This is a genomic window from Pseudomonas sp. NY11955 (genome assembly GCF_048068035.1).
GTDB lineage: Bacteria > Pseudomonadota > Gammaproteobacteria > Pseudomonadales > Pseudomonadaceae > Aquipseudomonas.
Genome location: NZ_JBLUPS010000009.1, coordinates 235,964 through 251,749, shown reverse-complemented (window position 1 = coordinate 251,749; position 15,786 = coordinate 235,964). Strand labels below are relative to the sequence as shown.

Genomic DNA, 15,786 nt, shown 5'->3' with positions numbered 1-15,786 from the left:
GACGGTCGCGCCACAACCGCCCCATGCCTGTTAGAATGCGCGGCTATTTTCTGGCGACCCCGGTTTCTAGCATGTCCCGACTCAATCCCAGGCAGCAGGAAGCCCGTGACTACGTCGGCGGCCCTCTTTTGGTGCTCGCCGGTGCTGGCTCGGGCAAGACCAGCGTAATCACGCGCAAGATTGCCCACCTGATCCAGAACTGCGGCATCCGTGCCCAGTACATCGTGGCGATGACCTTTACCAACAAGGCCGCGCGCGAGATGAAGGAACGGGTCGGCACCCTGCTGCGTCCGGGGGAAGGCCGAGGGCTTACGGTGTGTACCTTCCACAACCTGGGCCTGAACATCATCCGCAAGGAGCACGAGCGCCTGGGCTACAAGCCGGGTTTCTCGATCTTCGATGAGTCCGACATCAAGGCGTTGCTGTCGGACATCATGCAGAAGGAATACTCCGGCGACGACGGCATCGACGAGATCAAGAACATGATCGGTGCCTGGAAGAACGACCTGATCCTGCCGCCCGAAGCTCTGGAAAAGGCGCGCAACCCGCGCGAGCAGACCGCCGCCATCGTCTACACCCACTACCAGCGCACGCTCAAGGCGTTCAACGCGGTGGACTTCGACGACCTGATCCTGCAACCGGTCAAGCTGTTCCAGGAACACCCCGAGGTGCTGGAGCGCTGGCAGAACCGCGTGCGCTACCTGCTGGTGGACGAATACCAGGACACCAACGCCAGCCAGTACCTGCTGGTGAAGATGCTGATCGGCATGCGCAACCAGTTCACCGTGGTGGGCGACGACGACCAGTCGATCTATGCCTGGCGTGGTGCCCGCCCCGAGAACCTGATGCTGCTCAAGGAGGACTACCCCTCCCTGAAGATCGTCATGCTCGAACAGAACTACCGCTCCACCAGCCGCATCCTGCGCTGCGCCAACGTACTGATCGCCAACAACCCGCACGCGTTCGAGAAGCAACTGTGGAGCGAAATGGGCGTGGGCGACGAGATCCGCGTGATCCGCTGCAAGAACGAGGAAGCCGAGGCCGAACGCGTGGCCATGGAAATCCTCACCTTGCACCTGCGCACCAACCGCCCGTACAGCGACTTCGCCATCCTCTACCGGGGCAACTACCAGGCCAAGCTGATCGAACTGAAGCTGCAGCACCACCAGGTGCCGTATCGCCTGTCGGGCGGCAACAGCTTCTTCGGCCGCCAGGAAGTCAAGGACCTGATGGCCTACCTGCGCCTGCTGGTGAACCCGGACGACGACAACGCCTACCTGCGCGTCATCAACGTCCCACGCCGGGAAATCGGCTCCACGACCCTGGAAAAGCTCGGCAACTACTCCACCGAGCGCGGCATCTCGATGTACGCCGCCAGTGAGGAGCTGGGTCTTGGCGAGCACCTGGACGCCCGCTACACCGAGCGTTTGCAGCGCTTCAAGCACTGGCTGGACGGGGTGCGCCAGAAGGTTGCCCTGGAAGACCCGATTGCCGCGCTGCACGAGATGATCCGCGACATCGACTACGAGAACTGGATCCGCCAGCAGACCGCCAGCGACAAGGCTGCGGAGTTCCGTATCAGCAACGTCTGGTTCCTGGTCGAAGCGCTGAAGAACACCCTCGAAAAAGACGAAGAGGGTGAAATGACCATCGAGGACGCCATCGGCAAGCTGGTGCTGCGCGACATGCTCGAGCGCCAGCAGGAAGAGGAAGAGAACGCCGAAGGTGTGCAGATGATGACCCTGCATGCCTCCAAGGGCCTGGAATTCCCCTACGTGTTCATCATGGGCATGGAAGAGGAAATCCTCCCGCACCGCTCCAGCATCGAGGCCGACACCATCGAAGAGGAACGCCGCCTGGCTTACGTGGGCATCACCCGCGCGCGCCAGACCCTGGCCTTCACCTTCGCAGCCAAGCGCAAGCAGTACGGTGAAATCATCGACTGCACGCCCAGCCGGTTCCTCGACGAACTGCCACCGGACGACCTGGCCTGGGAAGGCCTGGACGACGCTCCGGTCGAGGTAAAGGCCGCACGCGGCAACAACGCCCTGGCCGATATCCGGGCAATGCTCAAACGCTGATCAACCATTACTCTTTAACTCTGCCGCATTTTGCGGCCACCTTTGTTACATCGAGGAATACCACAGTGGAAGCACTGCATCAGAAGATTCGCGAAGAAGGCATCGTGCTTTCCGACCAGGTTCTCAAAGTCGACGCGTTTCTCAACCACCAGATCGATCCGGCGCTGATGCAGTTGATCGGTGACGAATTCGCCCGCCTGTTCGCCGATGCCGGCGTGACCAAGATCGTCACCATCGAAGCCTCGGGCATTGCCCCGGCGGTGATGACTGGCCTGAAGCTGGGCGTACCGGTGATCTTTGCGCGTAAGCACCAGTCGCTGACCCTGACCGAGAACCTGCTGACTGCCTCGGTGTATTCCTTCACCAAGCAGACCGAGAACACCGTGGCCATCTCGCCGCGCCACCTCAACAGCAGCGACCGTGTGCTGGTGATCGACGATTTCCTGGCCAACGGCAAGGCGTCGCAGGCGCTGATCTCGATCATCAAGCAAGCCGGTGCTACCGTGGCAGGCCTGGGTATCGTGATCGAGAAGTCGTTCCAGGGCGGCCGCGCCGAGCTGGACAGCCAGGGTTACCGCGTTGAATCGCTGGCCCGGGTGAAGTCGCTGGAAGGTGGTGTGGTCAGCTTCATCGAGTAAGCACCATTGGGGCCGCTTTGCGGCCCTTTCGCGGCACAAGGCCGCTCCTACAGGCGATCGCATTCTCACTGTAGGAGCGGCCTTGTGCCGCGAAAGGGCTGCAAAGCAGCCCCGGCAATCTTCAGGTCGCCGCCAGTCCCGCCAGCAGCAGCCGCTGATAAAGCTCCTCCTTTAGCCCATGCGGCTGATCCAGTTGCATCCGCTTCAGGTGCCCCTCATACCCCTCCGGCCCCGGCGCATCCAGCGCTGCCTTGCCCAGCTCCAGTGCCTCGCTCAGCTTGAACTTGCTCTTCAACCAGTTCAGCGCCCGCAACAAGTCCCGCTCTTCAGCCGTAAAGTCCGTCCCCATTGGATACTCCGGGAACAGCCGCGCATGCCGCGACCTGATCGCCTCCAGCCGTTGCGGCGTATTGTCGGTAAAGCGAGCGTCCAGCTGAAAGCCCTTGGGCAGCTTGCCGGCCTCTTTGGCCTGCTCGATGAGCCCCTGCTGGAACCGCGAATCACACACCGCCAGCAACCGCGCAATCACCTCGCTGTCAGTCTGTCCACGTAAGTCGGCAATGCCGTACTCGGTCACTACGATATCGCGCAGGTGTCGGGGGATGGTGCAGTGGCCATAGGTCCAGAACAGGTTCGAGGTCACTTCCCCACCCGCCTCGCGCCAGCTACGCAACAGCAGGATCGAGCGCCCGCCTTCCAGTGCATGGGCCTGGGCGACGAAGTTGTACTGCCCGCCCACGCCGCTGAGCACGCGGCCGTCCTCCAGCTGATCGGCCACCCCGGCGCCGAGCAGGGTCATGCCGAACGCCGTGTTGATAAAACGCGCATCGCGGCGCTGGCGGCGCTTGAGTTCTTCCTGCCCGTACAGCTCGTTGATGAAGCTGATGCGGGTCATGGCAAACCGCGCGCGCTGTTCCAGTGACATCTCCCTCAAGCACTGATAGAACGCCTGCGGGCCTAGGAAGAACCCGCCATGTACCACTGGCCCCTGCTCATCCGCCGGGCGCCGCAGCAGGCCTGCCTCGGCCAGCACCAGCAGGCCGTTGACGAACATTTCGCTGCAGCCGTACAGGCCTTGGGCAAAGGTATCCAGCCCCCCTTCCCGCTCGATCAGTGTCTGCCAAGGGCCTACATCCAGCGCTTCGAGCAAGTCTCGGTAGCCTGCGTTATCACCCTGGCGCGCCAGCAGCGCGGCGGCGACTGCATCACCCATGGCACCGATGCCGATCTGCAACGTGCCGCCGTCGCGCACCAGGCTGCTGGCGTGCAAGCCGATACAGTGGTCCTGGGTGCCGACCGGCATGTTCGGCGTGGAGAACAGCCGGCGCTGCTCGGCTGCGTCGATCAACAGGTCGAAGGCATCGATGGGCAGCTCCGAATCGCCGGGCATGTAAGGCAGCTCGGCGTGCACCTGGCCGAGCATGAGGATGGTTTCGCCGGCCGCACGGCGCTTGGCGATCATCGGTAGCAGGTCGAGGGTGATGTCGGGGTTGCAAGCCAGGCTCAGGTGGACAGGCCTCTCGGGGGTGGCCGCCACCAGTTGCGCGATCAGGTTAAGGCCCTTGGCATTGATGTCACGCGCGGCGTGGCTGTAGTTGCTGCTGATGTAGTCCTGCTGGGCAGCCTCGCTGTGCAGCAGGCTGCCAGGCTGCATGAAGAACTGCTCGACCCGGATGTTCGGCGGCAGGCTGTTATTGCGCAGGTCGGCGAGGTAGGTGAGTTCTTCGTAGTCATCGAAGACGCGCTCGACGAAGGGTTCGAGAAAGCGCCGTTGCAGGCCATCGCCCAGTGGCGGGCGGCCTAGGGAAAGCGCGGTGTAGATGGTCAACCGTCGCTCAGGCAGCTCGCGTACCCGGGCGTAGAGCGCGTTGACGAAGGCATTGGGTTTGCCCAGGCCCAAAGGCAGGCCCATATGGATATGGGCTGGTAGCTGGGACAAGGCCTGCTCGACAGCCTGTTCGATGGAGCAGAGGTGCATCAGGGCCTCCTGAGACATCCATGGGTTCAGGGGTTGGACATGGGCCAGGAGTAATTGGTTGCTTGTACCGGCCCTTTCGCGGGCACGCCCGCTCCCACAGGATAACCACAACTCTCAGGCTCTGTGGGGTACCTGTGGGAGCGGGCGAGCCCGCGAAAGGGCCCGTGCGGGCACCACAAAAACAAAACCCGCCATCTATGGCGGGCCTCGTGCAATTCAGCTGTTTCTCACAGCCCGGACATTTTCTTGATCGCCCCTTTCAGGTCGTCATCCGAACAATCCGCGCAGGTGCCCTTAGGCGGCATGGCGTTGATGCCGGTAATGGCCTTGGCCAGGATGCCATCCAGCCCGCCCTGGTGGTCGGCGCGTTCTTTCCACGCGGCGGTGTCGCCAATTTTCGGCGCGCCGAGCAGGCCGGTGCCATGGCAGGCATTGCAATGCTTGGCGATGATGTCATCCGGCGTCTTGGCGCCCCCACCCCCCGCTGCGGCAGCCACTTCCATGCCTTTGCATTCCTGGCCCTGGACGCACACCTGGCCAACCGGCTCCAGGCGTTTGGCGATGTCGTCATTGGTCGCAGCGGTTGCGCTCATTGCCCAGAGGGCGAATACGGCTGCTGGTACGGCCAGCATCTTCTTGATTTGGTTCACGCGAACACCCTCATGGTGGCTAATCACGCTCGCGGCCACGGATCGGCGAGCGTTGAAAAGTATAGCGGGAACCCAGAGGCCGTGAAACGACCCTACATGGGAAAGGGGTATTGCCGAATCAATGCACTGCGCTGGATCAAAAGTTTGAAGGCGTCGCCGCACTGATCAACCGCGCTGGCTGGTCGAACGGGTTGCGAAAGCGGTGCGGGCGGGTGCTCTCGAAGTAGTAGCTGTCACCTTCTTCGAGGATGAAAATCTCGTTGCCGACCACCAGTTCCAGGCGCCCTTCAAGCAGGATGCCGGTTTCTTCGCCATCGTGGGTGAGCATTTCGGCACCGGTGTCGGCACCTGGTGGGTACACCTCGGTGAGAAAGGCGATGGCACGGTTGGGGTGCGACTTGCCGACCAGCTTCATGGTCACCGCACCGTCCGAGATATCGATCAGCTCATGGGCCTTGTACACGATCTGCGTGGGGCTTTCAGGTTCCAGCTCGACCGAAAAGAACTCGACCATGGACATGGGAATGCCGCTCAGCACCTTGCGCAGCGAGCTGATGGAGGGGCTTACGCTGTTCTTCTCGATCATCGAGATGGTGCTGTTGGTCACGCCGGCACGCTTGGCGAGTTCGCGCTGGGACAGGCCCTTGAGCTTGCGGATGGCTTGCAGTCGTTCGCCGACGTCCAAAGCTGGAGCCTCCTGAAACGGTGGAAAGGGGGGTGAATGTGAACGATATCATGGCAATGCCGTTCAGTATTTACAACACACCGCCCCTCAAGCTGTCCGCTTCAGCGTGTCATTCGCCGATGTAGTCCCGCGGCACCCGTTTCAGGTTGCAGAAGATCTGGTACGGAATGGTGCCCGCGTGCGCGGCCACTTCGCTGGCCAGCACCTGCTTGCCCCACAGTTCGACCGGGCTGCCGACGGTGGCTTGAGGCACGTCGGTCAGGTCGATGCTGAGCATGTCCATCGACACCCGGCCAATCAGCTGGGTACGCTGGCCGGCGACCATTACCGGGGTGCCGTTGGGCGCCTGGCGCGGGTAGCCATCGGCATAACCCATGGCGACCACGCCAACCCGGGTTGGCCGTGGGCTGATGAACTTGGCGCCATAGCCCACCGGCTCGCCGGCAGGCAGCTCGCGCACGCTGATCACCCGCGATTGCAGGGTCATGACCGGTTGCAGGCGCTGCGCTTGCGCCTGGGCCACTTCGAACGGCGTGGCGCCGTACAGCATCAGGCCCGGGCGCACCCAGTCGCTGGGCGCTTGCGGCCAGCCCAGCACGCCGGGCGAGTTGCGCAGGCTGCATTCGGCGGCCAGGCCCTGGCGGGCGGCTTCGAACACGGCGATCTGCTGCGCAGTGGCGTCGGCGTCCAGCTCGTCGGCGCGGGCGAAGTGGCTCATCAGCACGATGCGCGAAACCTTGCCGCTGGCCAGCAGGCGCTGGTAGGCGGCGTGGTAGTCCTTGGGGTGCAGGCCGACACGGTGCATGCCACTGTCCAGCTTCAGCCAGACGGTGAGTGGCTTGTGCAGTTGGGCTTTCTCGATGGCTTCCAACTGCCACAGAGAATGCACCACGCACCACAGGTCGTGTTCGCCGATCAGGGTCAGCTCGCTGGCTTCGAAAAAGCCTTCGAGCAGCAGCACGGGGGCCTTGATACCGGCGGCGCGCAGTTCCAGCGCCTCTTCGATGCAGGCCACGGCAAAGCCGTCGGCTTCGGCCTCCAGGGCCAGGGCGCAGCGCACGGCGCCGTGGCCATAGGCGTCGGCCTTGATCACGGCGAGGGCTTTGGCACCGGTCAGTTCACGGGCCAGACGGTAGTTGTGGCGCAGGGCCTGGAGGTCGATCAGGGCGCGGGCGGGACGCATGGCGGCTGCCTTATGGTGGTTCGGGTTGAAATCGGTGTTGGACGCTTCGCGGGCTCGCCCGCTCCCACAGGAACCGCACAGTTATCAGTACATGCGTTGTTCCTGCGGGAGCGGGCAAGCCCGCGAAGGGGCCGGCACAGGCAAACTTACTGCTGGTGAGCCGGCGCGGTCTGCCCGTGCTTGGCCACTTCCCGGCTGTTGCCATAACGGGAAATGTCCAGGCCTTCGGCACTGATCTGCGGCTTCTTGCGCGCAATCAGGTCGGCCAGCAGGCGACCGGAGCCACACGCCATGGTCCAGCCCAGGGTACCGTGACCGGTGTTCAGGAACAGGTTACGGAACGCCGTGGCGCCGACGATCGGCGCGCCGTCCGGGGTCGCCGGGCGCAGGCCGGTCCAGAAGCTGGCCTGGCTCAAATCACCGCCGCGAGGATAAAGGTCGTTGACGATCATCTCCAGCGTTTCGCGCCGACGCGGATTCAGCGACAGGTCAAAACCGGCAATTTCAGCCATGCCGCCGACGCGGATGCGGTTGTCGAAACGGGTGATGGCGACCTTGTAGGTCTCGTCGAGAATGGTCGACGTCGGGGCCATGTCGCCGTTGGTGATCGGCACGGTCAGCGAGTAGCCTTTCAGCGGGTACACCGGCGCCTTGATACCCAGCGGCTTGAGCATCTGCGGCGAGTAGCTGCCGAGCGCCAGCACGTAGCGGTCGGCGGTTTCCAGCTTGCCGTCGATCCACACACCGTTGATGCGGTCGCCGGCGAAGTCCAGGCGCTGGATGTCCTGGCCGAAGCGGAATTCCACACCCAGCTTTACAGCCATGTCGGCGAGCTTGGTGGTGAACAGCTGGCAGTCGCCGGTCTGGTCGTTCGGCAGGCGCAGGGCGCCGGCCAGGATGTCTTTCACGCCGGCCAAGGCCGGTTCGACGCGGGCGATGCCATCGCGGTCGAGCAGCTCGTAGGGCACGCCAGACTGTTCAAGCACGGCAATGTCCTTGGCCGCGGCATCTACCTGGGCCTGGGTACGGAACAGCTGGGTAGTGCCCAGGCTGCGGTTTTCGTAATTGATGCCAGTTTCGGCGCGCAACTCGTCGAGGCAGTCACGGCTGTACTCGGACAGGCGCACCATGCGCTCCTTGTTCACCGCGTAACGGCTGGCGGTGCAGTTGCGCAGCATCTGTGCCATCCACAGGTACTGGTCGACGTCGCCGGTGAGCTTGATGGCCAGGGGCGCGTGGCGCTCGAGCAGCCACTTGATGGCTTTCAGTGGCACACCCGGGGCGGCCCAAGGCGAGGCATAGCCGGGCGAGATCTGGCCGGCGTTGGCAAAGCTGGTTTCCATGGCCACCGCCGGCTGGCGGTCGACCACCGTGACTTCGAAACCTTGCCGGGCCAGGTAATAGGCACTGGCGGTTCCGATTACACCGCTACCAAGTACCAAAACTCGCATCGTTCTATCCCTCACACGCGGCACGCCGCAGACTTTTATTGAAATGGCATGAATGGGCGCAGTATAGGAACTTGAGACCAGTGCAATTCACTATATAAAAGCCTATTATTGGCGAGAATTCTCGGCAAAATCGCCTTTCACGGAGGGGCATCCCCTATGAGAACCCAGCACCAGAGCAAGCGTGAACTGGACAAGATCGACCGTAACATCCTGCGCATCCTGCAGAATGACGGGCGTATTTCCTTCACCGAACTGGGCGAGAAAGTTGGGCTGTCCACCACCCCTTGCACCGAGCGGGTTCGCCGCCTGGAGCGCGAGGGCATCATCATGGGCTACAACGCCCGTCTGAACCCGCAACACCTCAAGGGCAGCCTGTTGGTGTTCGTGGAAATCAGCCTGGACTACAAGTCGGGGGACACCTTCGAGGAGTTCCGCCGTGCGGTGTTGAAGCTGCCCCACGTGCTGGAATGCCACTTGGTGTCGGGCGACTTCGACTACCTGGTAAAAGCGCGCATCTCGGAAATGGCCTCGTACCGCAAGCTGCTTGGCGACATCCTGCTGAAACTGCCGCACGTGCGCGAATCGAAGAGCTACATCGTGATGGAGGAGGTAAAGGAGAGCCTCTGCCTGCCGATCCCGGACTGAGGCTAGACCAGCACCTGGCGGGTGGTGGCTATGAACTGGTGGACCAGCTGCTCGGCGGCGGGGTCGATCATCGGCTCAGGGCCACGGCCACGCGGGCAGGCCATGCGCGGGGTGGTGCCGAACAGGCGGCAGATCATCGGCCGCTCTTCGTACACCGTGCAACCGTTGGGGCCCAGGTGCACGCAGTCCAGGCGTTCCAAGGCGGCGGCTTGGTCGGCCTGGGACTTGCGCGGCAGGCGGGCCATTTCTTCCGCCGAGGTGGTGACCGGGCCGCAGCAATCGTGGCAGCCGGGTTCGCACTCGAACGAGGGGATGAGTTCGCGTAGGAAGTGGATCTTGTGGCGGTTGCAGGACATGGCTGAATACAAAGCTAGGAACTTGGGCGAATTATAGGCCCATTCGCGGGCTTGCCCGCTCCCACAGAATTGTAGAGTACCTGTGGGAGCGGGCGAGCCCTCGCCAGGTTGCCCACCACCCTACCCCGGCTTATCCTCCTTCCCTTGCCCACCAGCCCTCAGGACCTCGCCAATGATCCACAGCGCGCAGCACGCCGCCTCCTATTACGCCGCCAGCAGCGCGCCACACCCTGACCATTCCTTCCTGCAAGGCGAACACAGTGCCGACGTTTGCATCGTCGGTGGCGGCTACTCGGGCCTGAACACCGCCATCGAACTGGCCGAGCGCGGCTTTTCGGTCATCCTGCTGGAAGCGCGCAAGCTTGGCTGGGGCGCCAGTGGGCGCAATGGCGGGCAGTTGATCCGCGGCGTCGGACATGGCCTTGAGCAGTTCCTCCCGGTCATTGGCGAGGACGGCGTGCGCAGCATGAAGCGGATGGGCCTGGAGGCCGTGCAGATTGTTCGCGAGCGGGTAGAACGGCATGCCATCGCCTGCGACCTGACTTGGGGCTACTGCGACCTGGCCAACAAACCCGCCGAGCTGCTGGGTTTTGCCGAAGACGCCGAAGACCTGCGTAGCCTGGGCTACGTACATGAGCTGCGCCTGGTCGGCAAGGACGATATCCACAACGTGGTCGGTGCCGACTGCTATGTGGGCGGGCTGGTCGACATGGGTTCGGGCCACCTGCACCCGCTCAACCTGGCCCTGGGCGAAGCCGCCGTGGCCAGCCGCCTTGGCGTGAAGCTGTTCGAGCAGTCCGAGGTCACCCGCATCGACTACGGCCCGCAAGTGCAGGTGCATACCGCCCAGGGCCGGGTACGCGCCAAGACCTTGGTGCTGTGCTGCAACGCCTACCTCAACGGCCTCAACCGCGAGCTGGGCGGCAAGGTGCTGCCGGCCGGCAGCTACATCATCGCCACCGAACCGCTGGGCGAAGAGCGTGCCCGCGCCTTGCTGCCGCAGAACATGGCGGTGTGTGACCAGCGCGTGGCGCTGGACTACTACCGCCTGTCCGCCGACCGCCGCCTGTTGTTCGGCGGTGCCTGCCACTATTCAGGCCGTGATCCGAAGGACATCGCCGCCTACATGCGGCCGAAGATGCTCAAGGTGTTCCCGCAGCTTGCTGATGTGCGCATCGACTACCAGTGGGGCGGCATGATCGGCATCGGCGCCAACCGCCTGCCGCAGGTTGGCCGCCTGGCCAGCCAACCGAACGTGTATTACGCCCAGGCCTACTCGGGTCATGGGCTCAACGCCACCCACCTCGCTGCACGCCTGCTGGGCGAGGCCATCAGCGGTCAGGAAAGCGGGCGTTTCGACCTGTTCGCCAAGGTGCCCCACATCACCTTCCCGGGCGGCAAGCACCTGCGCTCGCCGCTGCTGGCCCTGGGGATGCTGTGGCACCGGCTCAAAGAGCTGGTCTGAAACGCTGTGGGAGCGGGTTTACCCGCCCCCACAGGGCCGCGTCAGCCCTTCCAGAAGGGCTTGCGTCCTTCGGTCCTGGCTTGCTCCCAGCTCAGCCCGACATCACGCAACTCGTCATCGCTCAGCTGCAGCAGCGCCCTGCGGGTATGCCAGCGATGCAGCATCAGCCCCCAACGCCCCAAACCCTCCGGCGCGTTGAACACCTTGGCCTGCTGCCCGGCTTCCATTTCCTTGGCCAACAGTTGCAAGCGCACATCGCTCATGCCACCCATCACCGCACCCTCCCGTTCAGTTGATACCGTGGAGAAAGGATGCGCGTCGGCACTGTCGACAATACAGATCCAATACAGCCTTATTATTCCCATACAGAATTGGCCGTCGACCGACTGAATGCTGTATTTTCAGGCCAACTGTACCGGTCGCTATGCCAATGCAGCGCAGGAGTATGCCGTGACCCTCTACCTGAACCTCGCCGAAATGCTCGGTGCCCGTATCGAGCAAGGCCTCTACCGCCCCGGCCAGCGCCTGCCGTCGGTGCGCGCACTGAGCGTGGAACACGGGGTCAGCCTGAGTACCGTACAGCAGGCCTATCGCATGCTCGAAGACAGCGGCATGGTCTCGCCACGGCCCAAGTCCGGCTACTTCGTCAGTGACCACCGCCACCTGCCGGCCCTGCCTGCGGTCAGCCGCCCGGCCCAGCGCCCGGTGGATATCTCGCAGTGGGAACAGGTGCTGGAGCTGGTGCGCAGCACCCCGCGCCAGGATGTGGTGCAGCTCGGCCGCGGCATGCCCGACATCGACAGCCCTACCCTCAAGCCGCTGCTGCGCAGCCTCGCCCAGCTGAGCCGGCGCCAGGACATGCCTGGCCTGTACTACGACAACATCCACGGCAACCTGGCCCTGCGTGAGCAGGTTGCCCGGCTGGTGCTCGACTCGGGTTGCCGCCTGGGCCCGGCCGACCTGGTGATCACCACCGGCTGCCACGAGGCGCTGTCGTGCAGCATCCGTGCAGTATGCGAACCTGGCGACATCGTCGCGGTGGACTCGCCCAGCTTCCACGGCGCCATGCAAACCCTCAAAGGCCTGGGCATGAAGGCCCTGGAAATCCCCACGGATCCGGTGACCGGCATCAGCCTGGAAGCGCTGGAGCTGGCCCTGGAGCAGTGGCCGATCAAGCTCATCCAGATCACCCCCAGCTGCAACAACCCACTCGGCTACATCATGCCCGAGGCACGCAAGAAGGCCTTGCTGAGCCTGGCCCAGCGCTACGACGTGGCGATTCTGGAGGACGATGTGTACGGCGACCTGGCCTACACCTACCCGCGCCCGCGTACCCTCAAGTCGTTCGACGACGATGGCCGCGTACTGCTGTGCAGTTCGTTCTCCAAAACCCTCGCCCCTGGCCTGCGGGTCGGATGGGTGGCGCCTGGACGCTATCTGGAGCGGGTGCTGCACATGAAGTACATCAGCACCGGCAGCACCGCCTGCCAGCCGCAGCTGGCCATCGCCGACTTCATCGCCGCCGGGCACTACCAGCCCCACGTGCGACGCATGCGCAGCCAGTACCAGCGAAGCCGCGACCTGATGAGCGACTGGGTAACCCGCTACTTCCCGACAGGCACGCGGGTCAGCCGGCCCCAGGGTGGCTTCATGCTGTGGGTGGAATTACCGGAACATTTCGACACGCTGCGTCTGAACCGGGCTTTACTGGAGCAGGGCGTACAGGTTGCCGTAGGCAGCATCTTTTCGGCCTCGGGCAAGTTCCGCCATTGCCTGCGCATGAACTTCGCCGCGCGGCCGACGCCGCAGATCGAAGCCGCCGTGCGCAGGGTAGGTGAAACCGCCCTTCGTCTACTGGATGAAGAAAGCGCCGACGCGTAACTTTGCGCCGCCCACCACGGTCCAACCCCTTGAAGCCTTTGCTGCACAGGACGATCCACCTTTGAGACTCCAGCGAGCCTTGCCCTTGCTGCTGGTGCTGCTTGGCCTTGCCGGCTGTGCCAGCGTCGACACGCCCCGTGAAACCAGCCAGGCGCTGCCCGCCAACGACTCGGCCTTCGGCCGCTCGATACTGCGCCAGGCCGCGCCGTATGGGGGGCGCTCAGGCTTTCGCCTGCTGCCCAACAGCAACGAGGCGTTCCGCGCCCGCGCCGAACTGATCCGCAACGCCCAGGCAAGCATCGACCTGCAGTACTACATCGTCCACGATGGCCTCAGCACCCGCGCCCTGGTGCACGAACTGCTGCGCGCCGCCGACCGTGGCGTGCGCGTGCGTATCCTGCTGGACGACACCACCAGCGATGGCCTGGATACCATCATGGGCACCCTCGATGCCCACCCGAACATCCAGATCCGCGTGTTCAACCCGCTGCATTTGGGCCGCAGCACCGGCGCGACGCGCGCCGTGGGCCGGCTGTTCAACCTGTCCCGCCAGCACCGGCGCATGCACAACAAGCTGTTCCTGGTGGACAACAGCATGGCCATCGTGGGTGGTCGCAACCTGGGTGACGAATATTTCGATGCCGAGCCCAACCTCAACTTCACCGACATCGACCTGCTGGGTGTGGGCCCGGTGGCCGAACAGTTGGGGCACAGCTTCGACCAATACTGGAACAGCGTCCTGAGCCGGCCGATTACCGACTTCCTCTGGCGTGCTCCGGATGCCAATGACCTGCACGCCAGCCGCCATCGCCTGGAAGTGTCGCTGGCCGAAGCCAGGACCCAGCGCAAGGCGCTGTACGACCGCTTGATGGCCTATCAGTCGCAACCTCGGCTGGATGTATGGCGCAACGAGCTGATCTGGGCACACGCGCAAGCGTTGTGGGACGCGCCGAGCAAGGTGCTGGCCGACGACGAACCCGACCCGCAACTGCTGCTGAGCCAACAACTGGCACCGGACCTGGCCAGCGTGCACCGCGAGTTGATCCTGATGTCGGCCTACTTTGTCCCAGGCGAACCGGGCTTGCTTTACCTGACCGGCCGCGCCGACGCTGGCGCTTCGGTGAAACTGCTGACCAACTCGCTGGAAGCGACCGACGTGCCAGCGGTGCATGGCGGCTACGCGCCCTATCGACGGGCCTTGCTCGAGCATGGCGTGCAGCTGTTCGAGTTGCGCCGCCAACCGGGCGCGCCAGTGCACACACGCCTCAGCCTGCACGGCAGCAGTTCGGATTCGAGCTTGCACACCAAGGCGATCGTGTTCGACCGGCGCAAGACCTTCATCGGCTCGTTCAACTTCGACCCGCGTTCAGTGCTGTGGAACACCGAGGTCGGGGTACTGGTGGACAGCCCGGAGCTGGCCGAATACACCCGCGAGCTGGCCCAGCAGGGTATGGCGCCTGCGTTGAGCTACCAGGTGAAACTGGTGGGGGACAAGCTGGTGTGGGCGACCGAGGACAATGGCCAGCGGCATATGCTGACCGCTGAGCCAGGCGGGATCTGGCGGCGGTTCAATGCCTGGATCAGCAAGGCGGTTGGCTTGGAGAAAATGTTGTAGCCGCCATTCAGGCGGAAACGGCCTCAAACGCCCCGGGGCGCCGGGTCAACACCACCAACCCCGCCGCCCCGGCCGCCATCAGGAACAGCAATGCATGCCCGCTGATCCACTGGCTCCCCGCCCCCGCCAGCAACGGCCCGAGCAAGCAACCGATACCCCAGAGTTGCGCCACATGAGCATTGGCCCGCACCAGTTCGTCATCCCGGTAGCGCTCACCGATCAGCACCAGCGACAGGGTGAACAAGCCGCCGGCACTGGCGCCGAACAACACCCACAATGGCCAGATCACCGGTGTGTGCAACAGCAACGGAATCGCCAGGCTGGACACCAGCAAGGTCACCGCACAGCCGGTGAACAGGGTACGTCGCGACATATGGTCGGCCAGCGCGCCGATGGGCAACTGCAACACCGCATCACCCACCACCACGGTACTGACCATGAACAGGGCGATTTCGGTGCTGAAGCCCTGCTGCAGGCAATACACCGGCAGCAAGGTGAGAATCATCGCCTCGAACGAGGCAAACAGCGCAATGGCCCAGGCAATCACCGGCAAACGCCGGCAGAAGGCAAACAGGTCGCCGAAGGTGACACTGCAGGCCTCTGTGCTCGGCGCACCGCCACGCCCTAGCAGCACCAGCGGCGCGGCCAGCAGCAGGCCGGTCGCGGCCCAGAAACCGAAGTCGTCATCAGAGCCGAGGAAGCCCAGCACCAATGGCCCGGCCAGCTGGCTCAAGGCGTAGCTGCTGCCATACAGCGCCACCAATCGGCCACGCCACTGTTCGACCACCAGTTGGTTGATCCAGCTTTCGCCGAGGATGAACACCACGGTCAGGGACATGCCGATTATCAGCCGCAGCAGCAGCCACAGCGGGTAGCTGGGCAGCAGTGCGAGCAGGCCGATCGACAGCGCCCCACCCCACAGGCACAGGCGCATGGCAGAGGGCACGCCAACCCAACCTGCCAGGCGGCTGGCCAGGCTGGCACCTGCCAGTACGCCCAGCGCCGGCATCGCGGCCATTACGCCAATGGCAAAGCTGCCGTAGCCCCAGGCCTCCAGGCGCAGGGATACCAGCGGCATGCTCACGCCGAGCGCCAGACCGACGCTCAGCACCGATGCCAGTACGGCGAAGTAGGTACCCCAACGCATCCTTGACCTCT

At 63.9% G+C, this 15,786-nt stretch carries 14 protein-coding genes; 6 read left to right on the top strand and 8 right to left on the bottom strand.

Going from position 1 to position 15,786, the window contains the following annotated elements:
• The first annotated feature begins 71 nt into the window (after positions 1-71).
• On the top strand, positions 72-2,081 hold the full coding sequence (gene rep / locus ACNFBR_RS18620) for a DNA helicase Rep (protein ID WP_416736246.1): 2,010 nt from the start codon (positions 72-74) through the stop codon (positions 2,079-2,081).
• A 65-nt stretch (positions 2,082-2,146) separates the two neighbouring features.
• Complete coding sequence (locus ACNFBR_RS18615) at positions 2,147-2,719, top strand: xanthine phosphoribosyltransferase (RefSeq protein ID WP_003253535.1); 573 nt, start codon at positions 2,147-2,149, stop codon at positions 2,717-2,719.
• Positions 2,720-2,840: 121 nt separating this feature from the next.
• On the opposite strand, the gene ACNFBR_RS18610 is transcribed toward ACNFBR_RS18615, so the two are convergent.
• The 5 genes from ACNFBR_RS18610 to dadA all read right to left on the bottom strand — a co-directional run bounded on the left by ACNFBR_RS18610 (position 2,841) and on the right by dadA (position 8,666).
• Entirely contained in the window at positions 2,841-4,697 is a 1,857-nt protein-coding gene (locus ACNFBR_RS18610; RefSeq protein ID WP_416736245.1) for an acetyl-CoA hydrolase/transferase C-terminal domain-containing protein, read from the bottom strand.
• A gap of 227 nt (positions 4,698-4,924) precedes the next feature.
• Complete coding sequence (locus tag ACNFBR_RS18605) at positions 4,925-5,329, bottom strand: c-type cytochrome (protein WP_033693936.1); 405 nt, start codon at positions 5,327-5,329, stop codon at positions 4,925-4,927.
• Positions 5,330-5,483: 154 nt separating this feature from the next.
• On the bottom strand, positions 5,484-6,032 hold the full coding sequence (locus tag ACNFBR_RS18600) for a cupin domain-containing protein (protein WP_012274808.1): 549 nt from the start codon (positions 6,030-6,032) through the stop codon (positions 5,484-5,486).
• Between the two features lie 109 nt (positions 6,033-6,141).
• Positions 6,142-7,215 carry an alanine racemase gene (gene alr, locus ACNFBR_RS18595; RefSeq protein WP_416736244.1) on the bottom strand — a complete coding sequence of 358 codons (1,074 nt, stop codon included), beginning with the start codon at positions 7,213-7,215 and terminating at the stop codon, positions 6,142-6,144.
• Positions 7,216-7,361: 146 nt separating this feature from the next.
• Complete coding sequence (gene dadA, locus ACNFBR_RS18590) at positions 7,362-8,666, bottom strand: D-amino acid dehydrogenase (protein ID WP_416736243.1); 1,305 nt, start codon at positions 8,664-8,666, stop codon at positions 7,362-7,364.
• Between the two features lie 156 nt (positions 8,667-8,822).
• On the opposite strand from dadA, the gene dadR reads away from it, so the two are divergent.
• The gene (gene dadR, locus ACNFBR_RS18585; protein ID WP_003258963.1) at positions 8,823-9,311 is read left to right on the top strand and encodes a transcriptional regulator DadR; all 489 of its coding nucleotides are present in this window, start codon (positions 8,823-8,825) and stop codon (positions 9,309-9,311) included.
• A gap of 2 nt (positions 9,312-9,313) precedes the next feature.
• Here the strand turns inward: dadR and ACNFBR_RS18580 are convergent, their stop codons facing one another.
• Positions 9,314-9,667: a YkgJ family cysteine cluster protein gene (locus ACNFBR_RS18580; RefSeq protein WP_416736242.1), complete on the bottom strand. Its 354-nt coding sequence runs from the start codon at positions 9,665-9,667 to the stop codon at positions 9,314-9,316.
• 172 nt (positions 9,668-9,839) lie between these two features.
• Here ACNFBR_RS18580 and ACNFBR_RS18575 point away from each other — a divergent pair, with 172 nt between their 5' ends.
• Positions 9,840-11,132: an NAD(P)/FAD-dependent oxidoreductase gene (locus tag ACNFBR_RS18575; RefSeq protein WP_416736241.1), complete on the top strand. Its 1,293-nt coding sequence runs from the start codon at positions 9,840-9,842 to the stop codon at positions 11,130-11,132.
• 41 nt (positions 11,133-11,173) lie between these two features.
• On the opposite strand, the gene ACNFBR_RS18570 is transcribed toward ACNFBR_RS18575, so the two are convergent.
• Positions 11,174-11,404, bottom strand: coding sequence for a DUF1127 domain-containing protein (locus ACNFBR_RS18570; RefSeq protein ID WP_416736240.1), 231 nt, complete (start codon positions 11,402-11,404; stop codon positions 11,174-11,176).
• A gap of 178 nt (positions 11,405-11,582) precedes the next feature.
• On the opposite strand from ACNFBR_RS18570, the gene ACNFBR_RS18565 reads away from it, so the two are divergent.
• Positions 11,583-13,013, top strand: coding sequence for a PLP-dependent aminotransferase family protein (locus ACNFBR_RS18565; protein ID WP_416736239.1), 1,431 nt, complete (start codon positions 11,583-11,585; stop codon positions 13,011-13,013).
• Positions 13,014-13,074: 61 nt separating this feature from the next.
• Positions 13,075-14,628 carry a phospholipase D family protein gene (locus tag ACNFBR_RS18560; protein WP_416736238.1) on the top strand — a complete coding sequence of 518 codons (1,554 nt, stop codon included), beginning with the start codon at positions 13,075-13,077 and terminating at the stop codon, positions 14,626-14,628.
• 7 nt (positions 14,629-14,635) lie between these two features.
• Here the strand turns inward: ACNFBR_RS18560 and ACNFBR_RS18555 are convergent, their stop codons facing one another.
• Positions 14,636-15,775: an MFS transporter gene (locus tag ACNFBR_RS18555; RefSeq protein WP_416736237.1), complete on the bottom strand. Its 1,140-nt coding sequence runs from the start codon at positions 15,773-15,775 to the stop codon at positions 14,636-14,638.
• Positions 15,776-15,786 lie beyond the last annotated feature (11 nt).

Coding starts and splice junctions, on each gene's coding strand:
- rep (WP_416736246.1), top strand. CDS start 72: ATGTCCCGACTCAATCCCAGGCAGCAGGAAGCCCGTGACTACGTCGGC.
- ACNFBR_RS18610 (WP_416736245.1), bottom strand. CDS start 4,697: ATGCACCTCTGCTCCATCGAACAGGCTGTCGAGCAGGCCTTGTCCCAG.
- ACNFBR_RS18605 (WP_033693936.1), bottom strand. CDS start 5,329: ATGCTGGCCGTACCAGCAGCCGTATTCGCCCTCTGGGCAATGAGCGCA.
- alr (WP_416736244.1), bottom strand. CDS start 7,215: ATGCGTCCCGCCCGCGCCCTGATCGACCTCCAGGCCCTGCGCCACAAC.
- dadA (WP_416736243.1), bottom strand. CDS start 8,666: ATGCGAGTTTTGGTACTTGGTAGCGGTGTAATCGGAACCGCCAGTGCC.
- dadR (WP_003258963.1), top strand. CDS start 8,823: ATGAGAACCCAGCACCAGAGCAAGCGTGAACTGGACAAGATCGACCGT.
- ACNFBR_RS18580 (WP_416736242.1), bottom strand. CDS start 9,667: ATGTCCTGCAACCGCCACAAGATCCACTTCCTACGCGAACTCATCCCC.
- ACNFBR_RS18575 (WP_416736241.1), top strand. CDS start 9,840: ATGATCCACAGCGCGCAGCACGCCGCCTCCTATTACGCCGCCAGCAGC.
- ACNFBR_RS18570 (WP_416736240.1), bottom strand. CDS start 11,404: ATGGGTGGCATGAGCGATGTGCGCTTGCAACTGTTGGCCAAGGAAATG.
- ACNFBR_RS18555 (WP_416736237.1), bottom strand. CDS start 15,775: ATGCGTTGGGGTACCTACTTCGCCGTACTGGCATCGGTGCTGAGCGTC.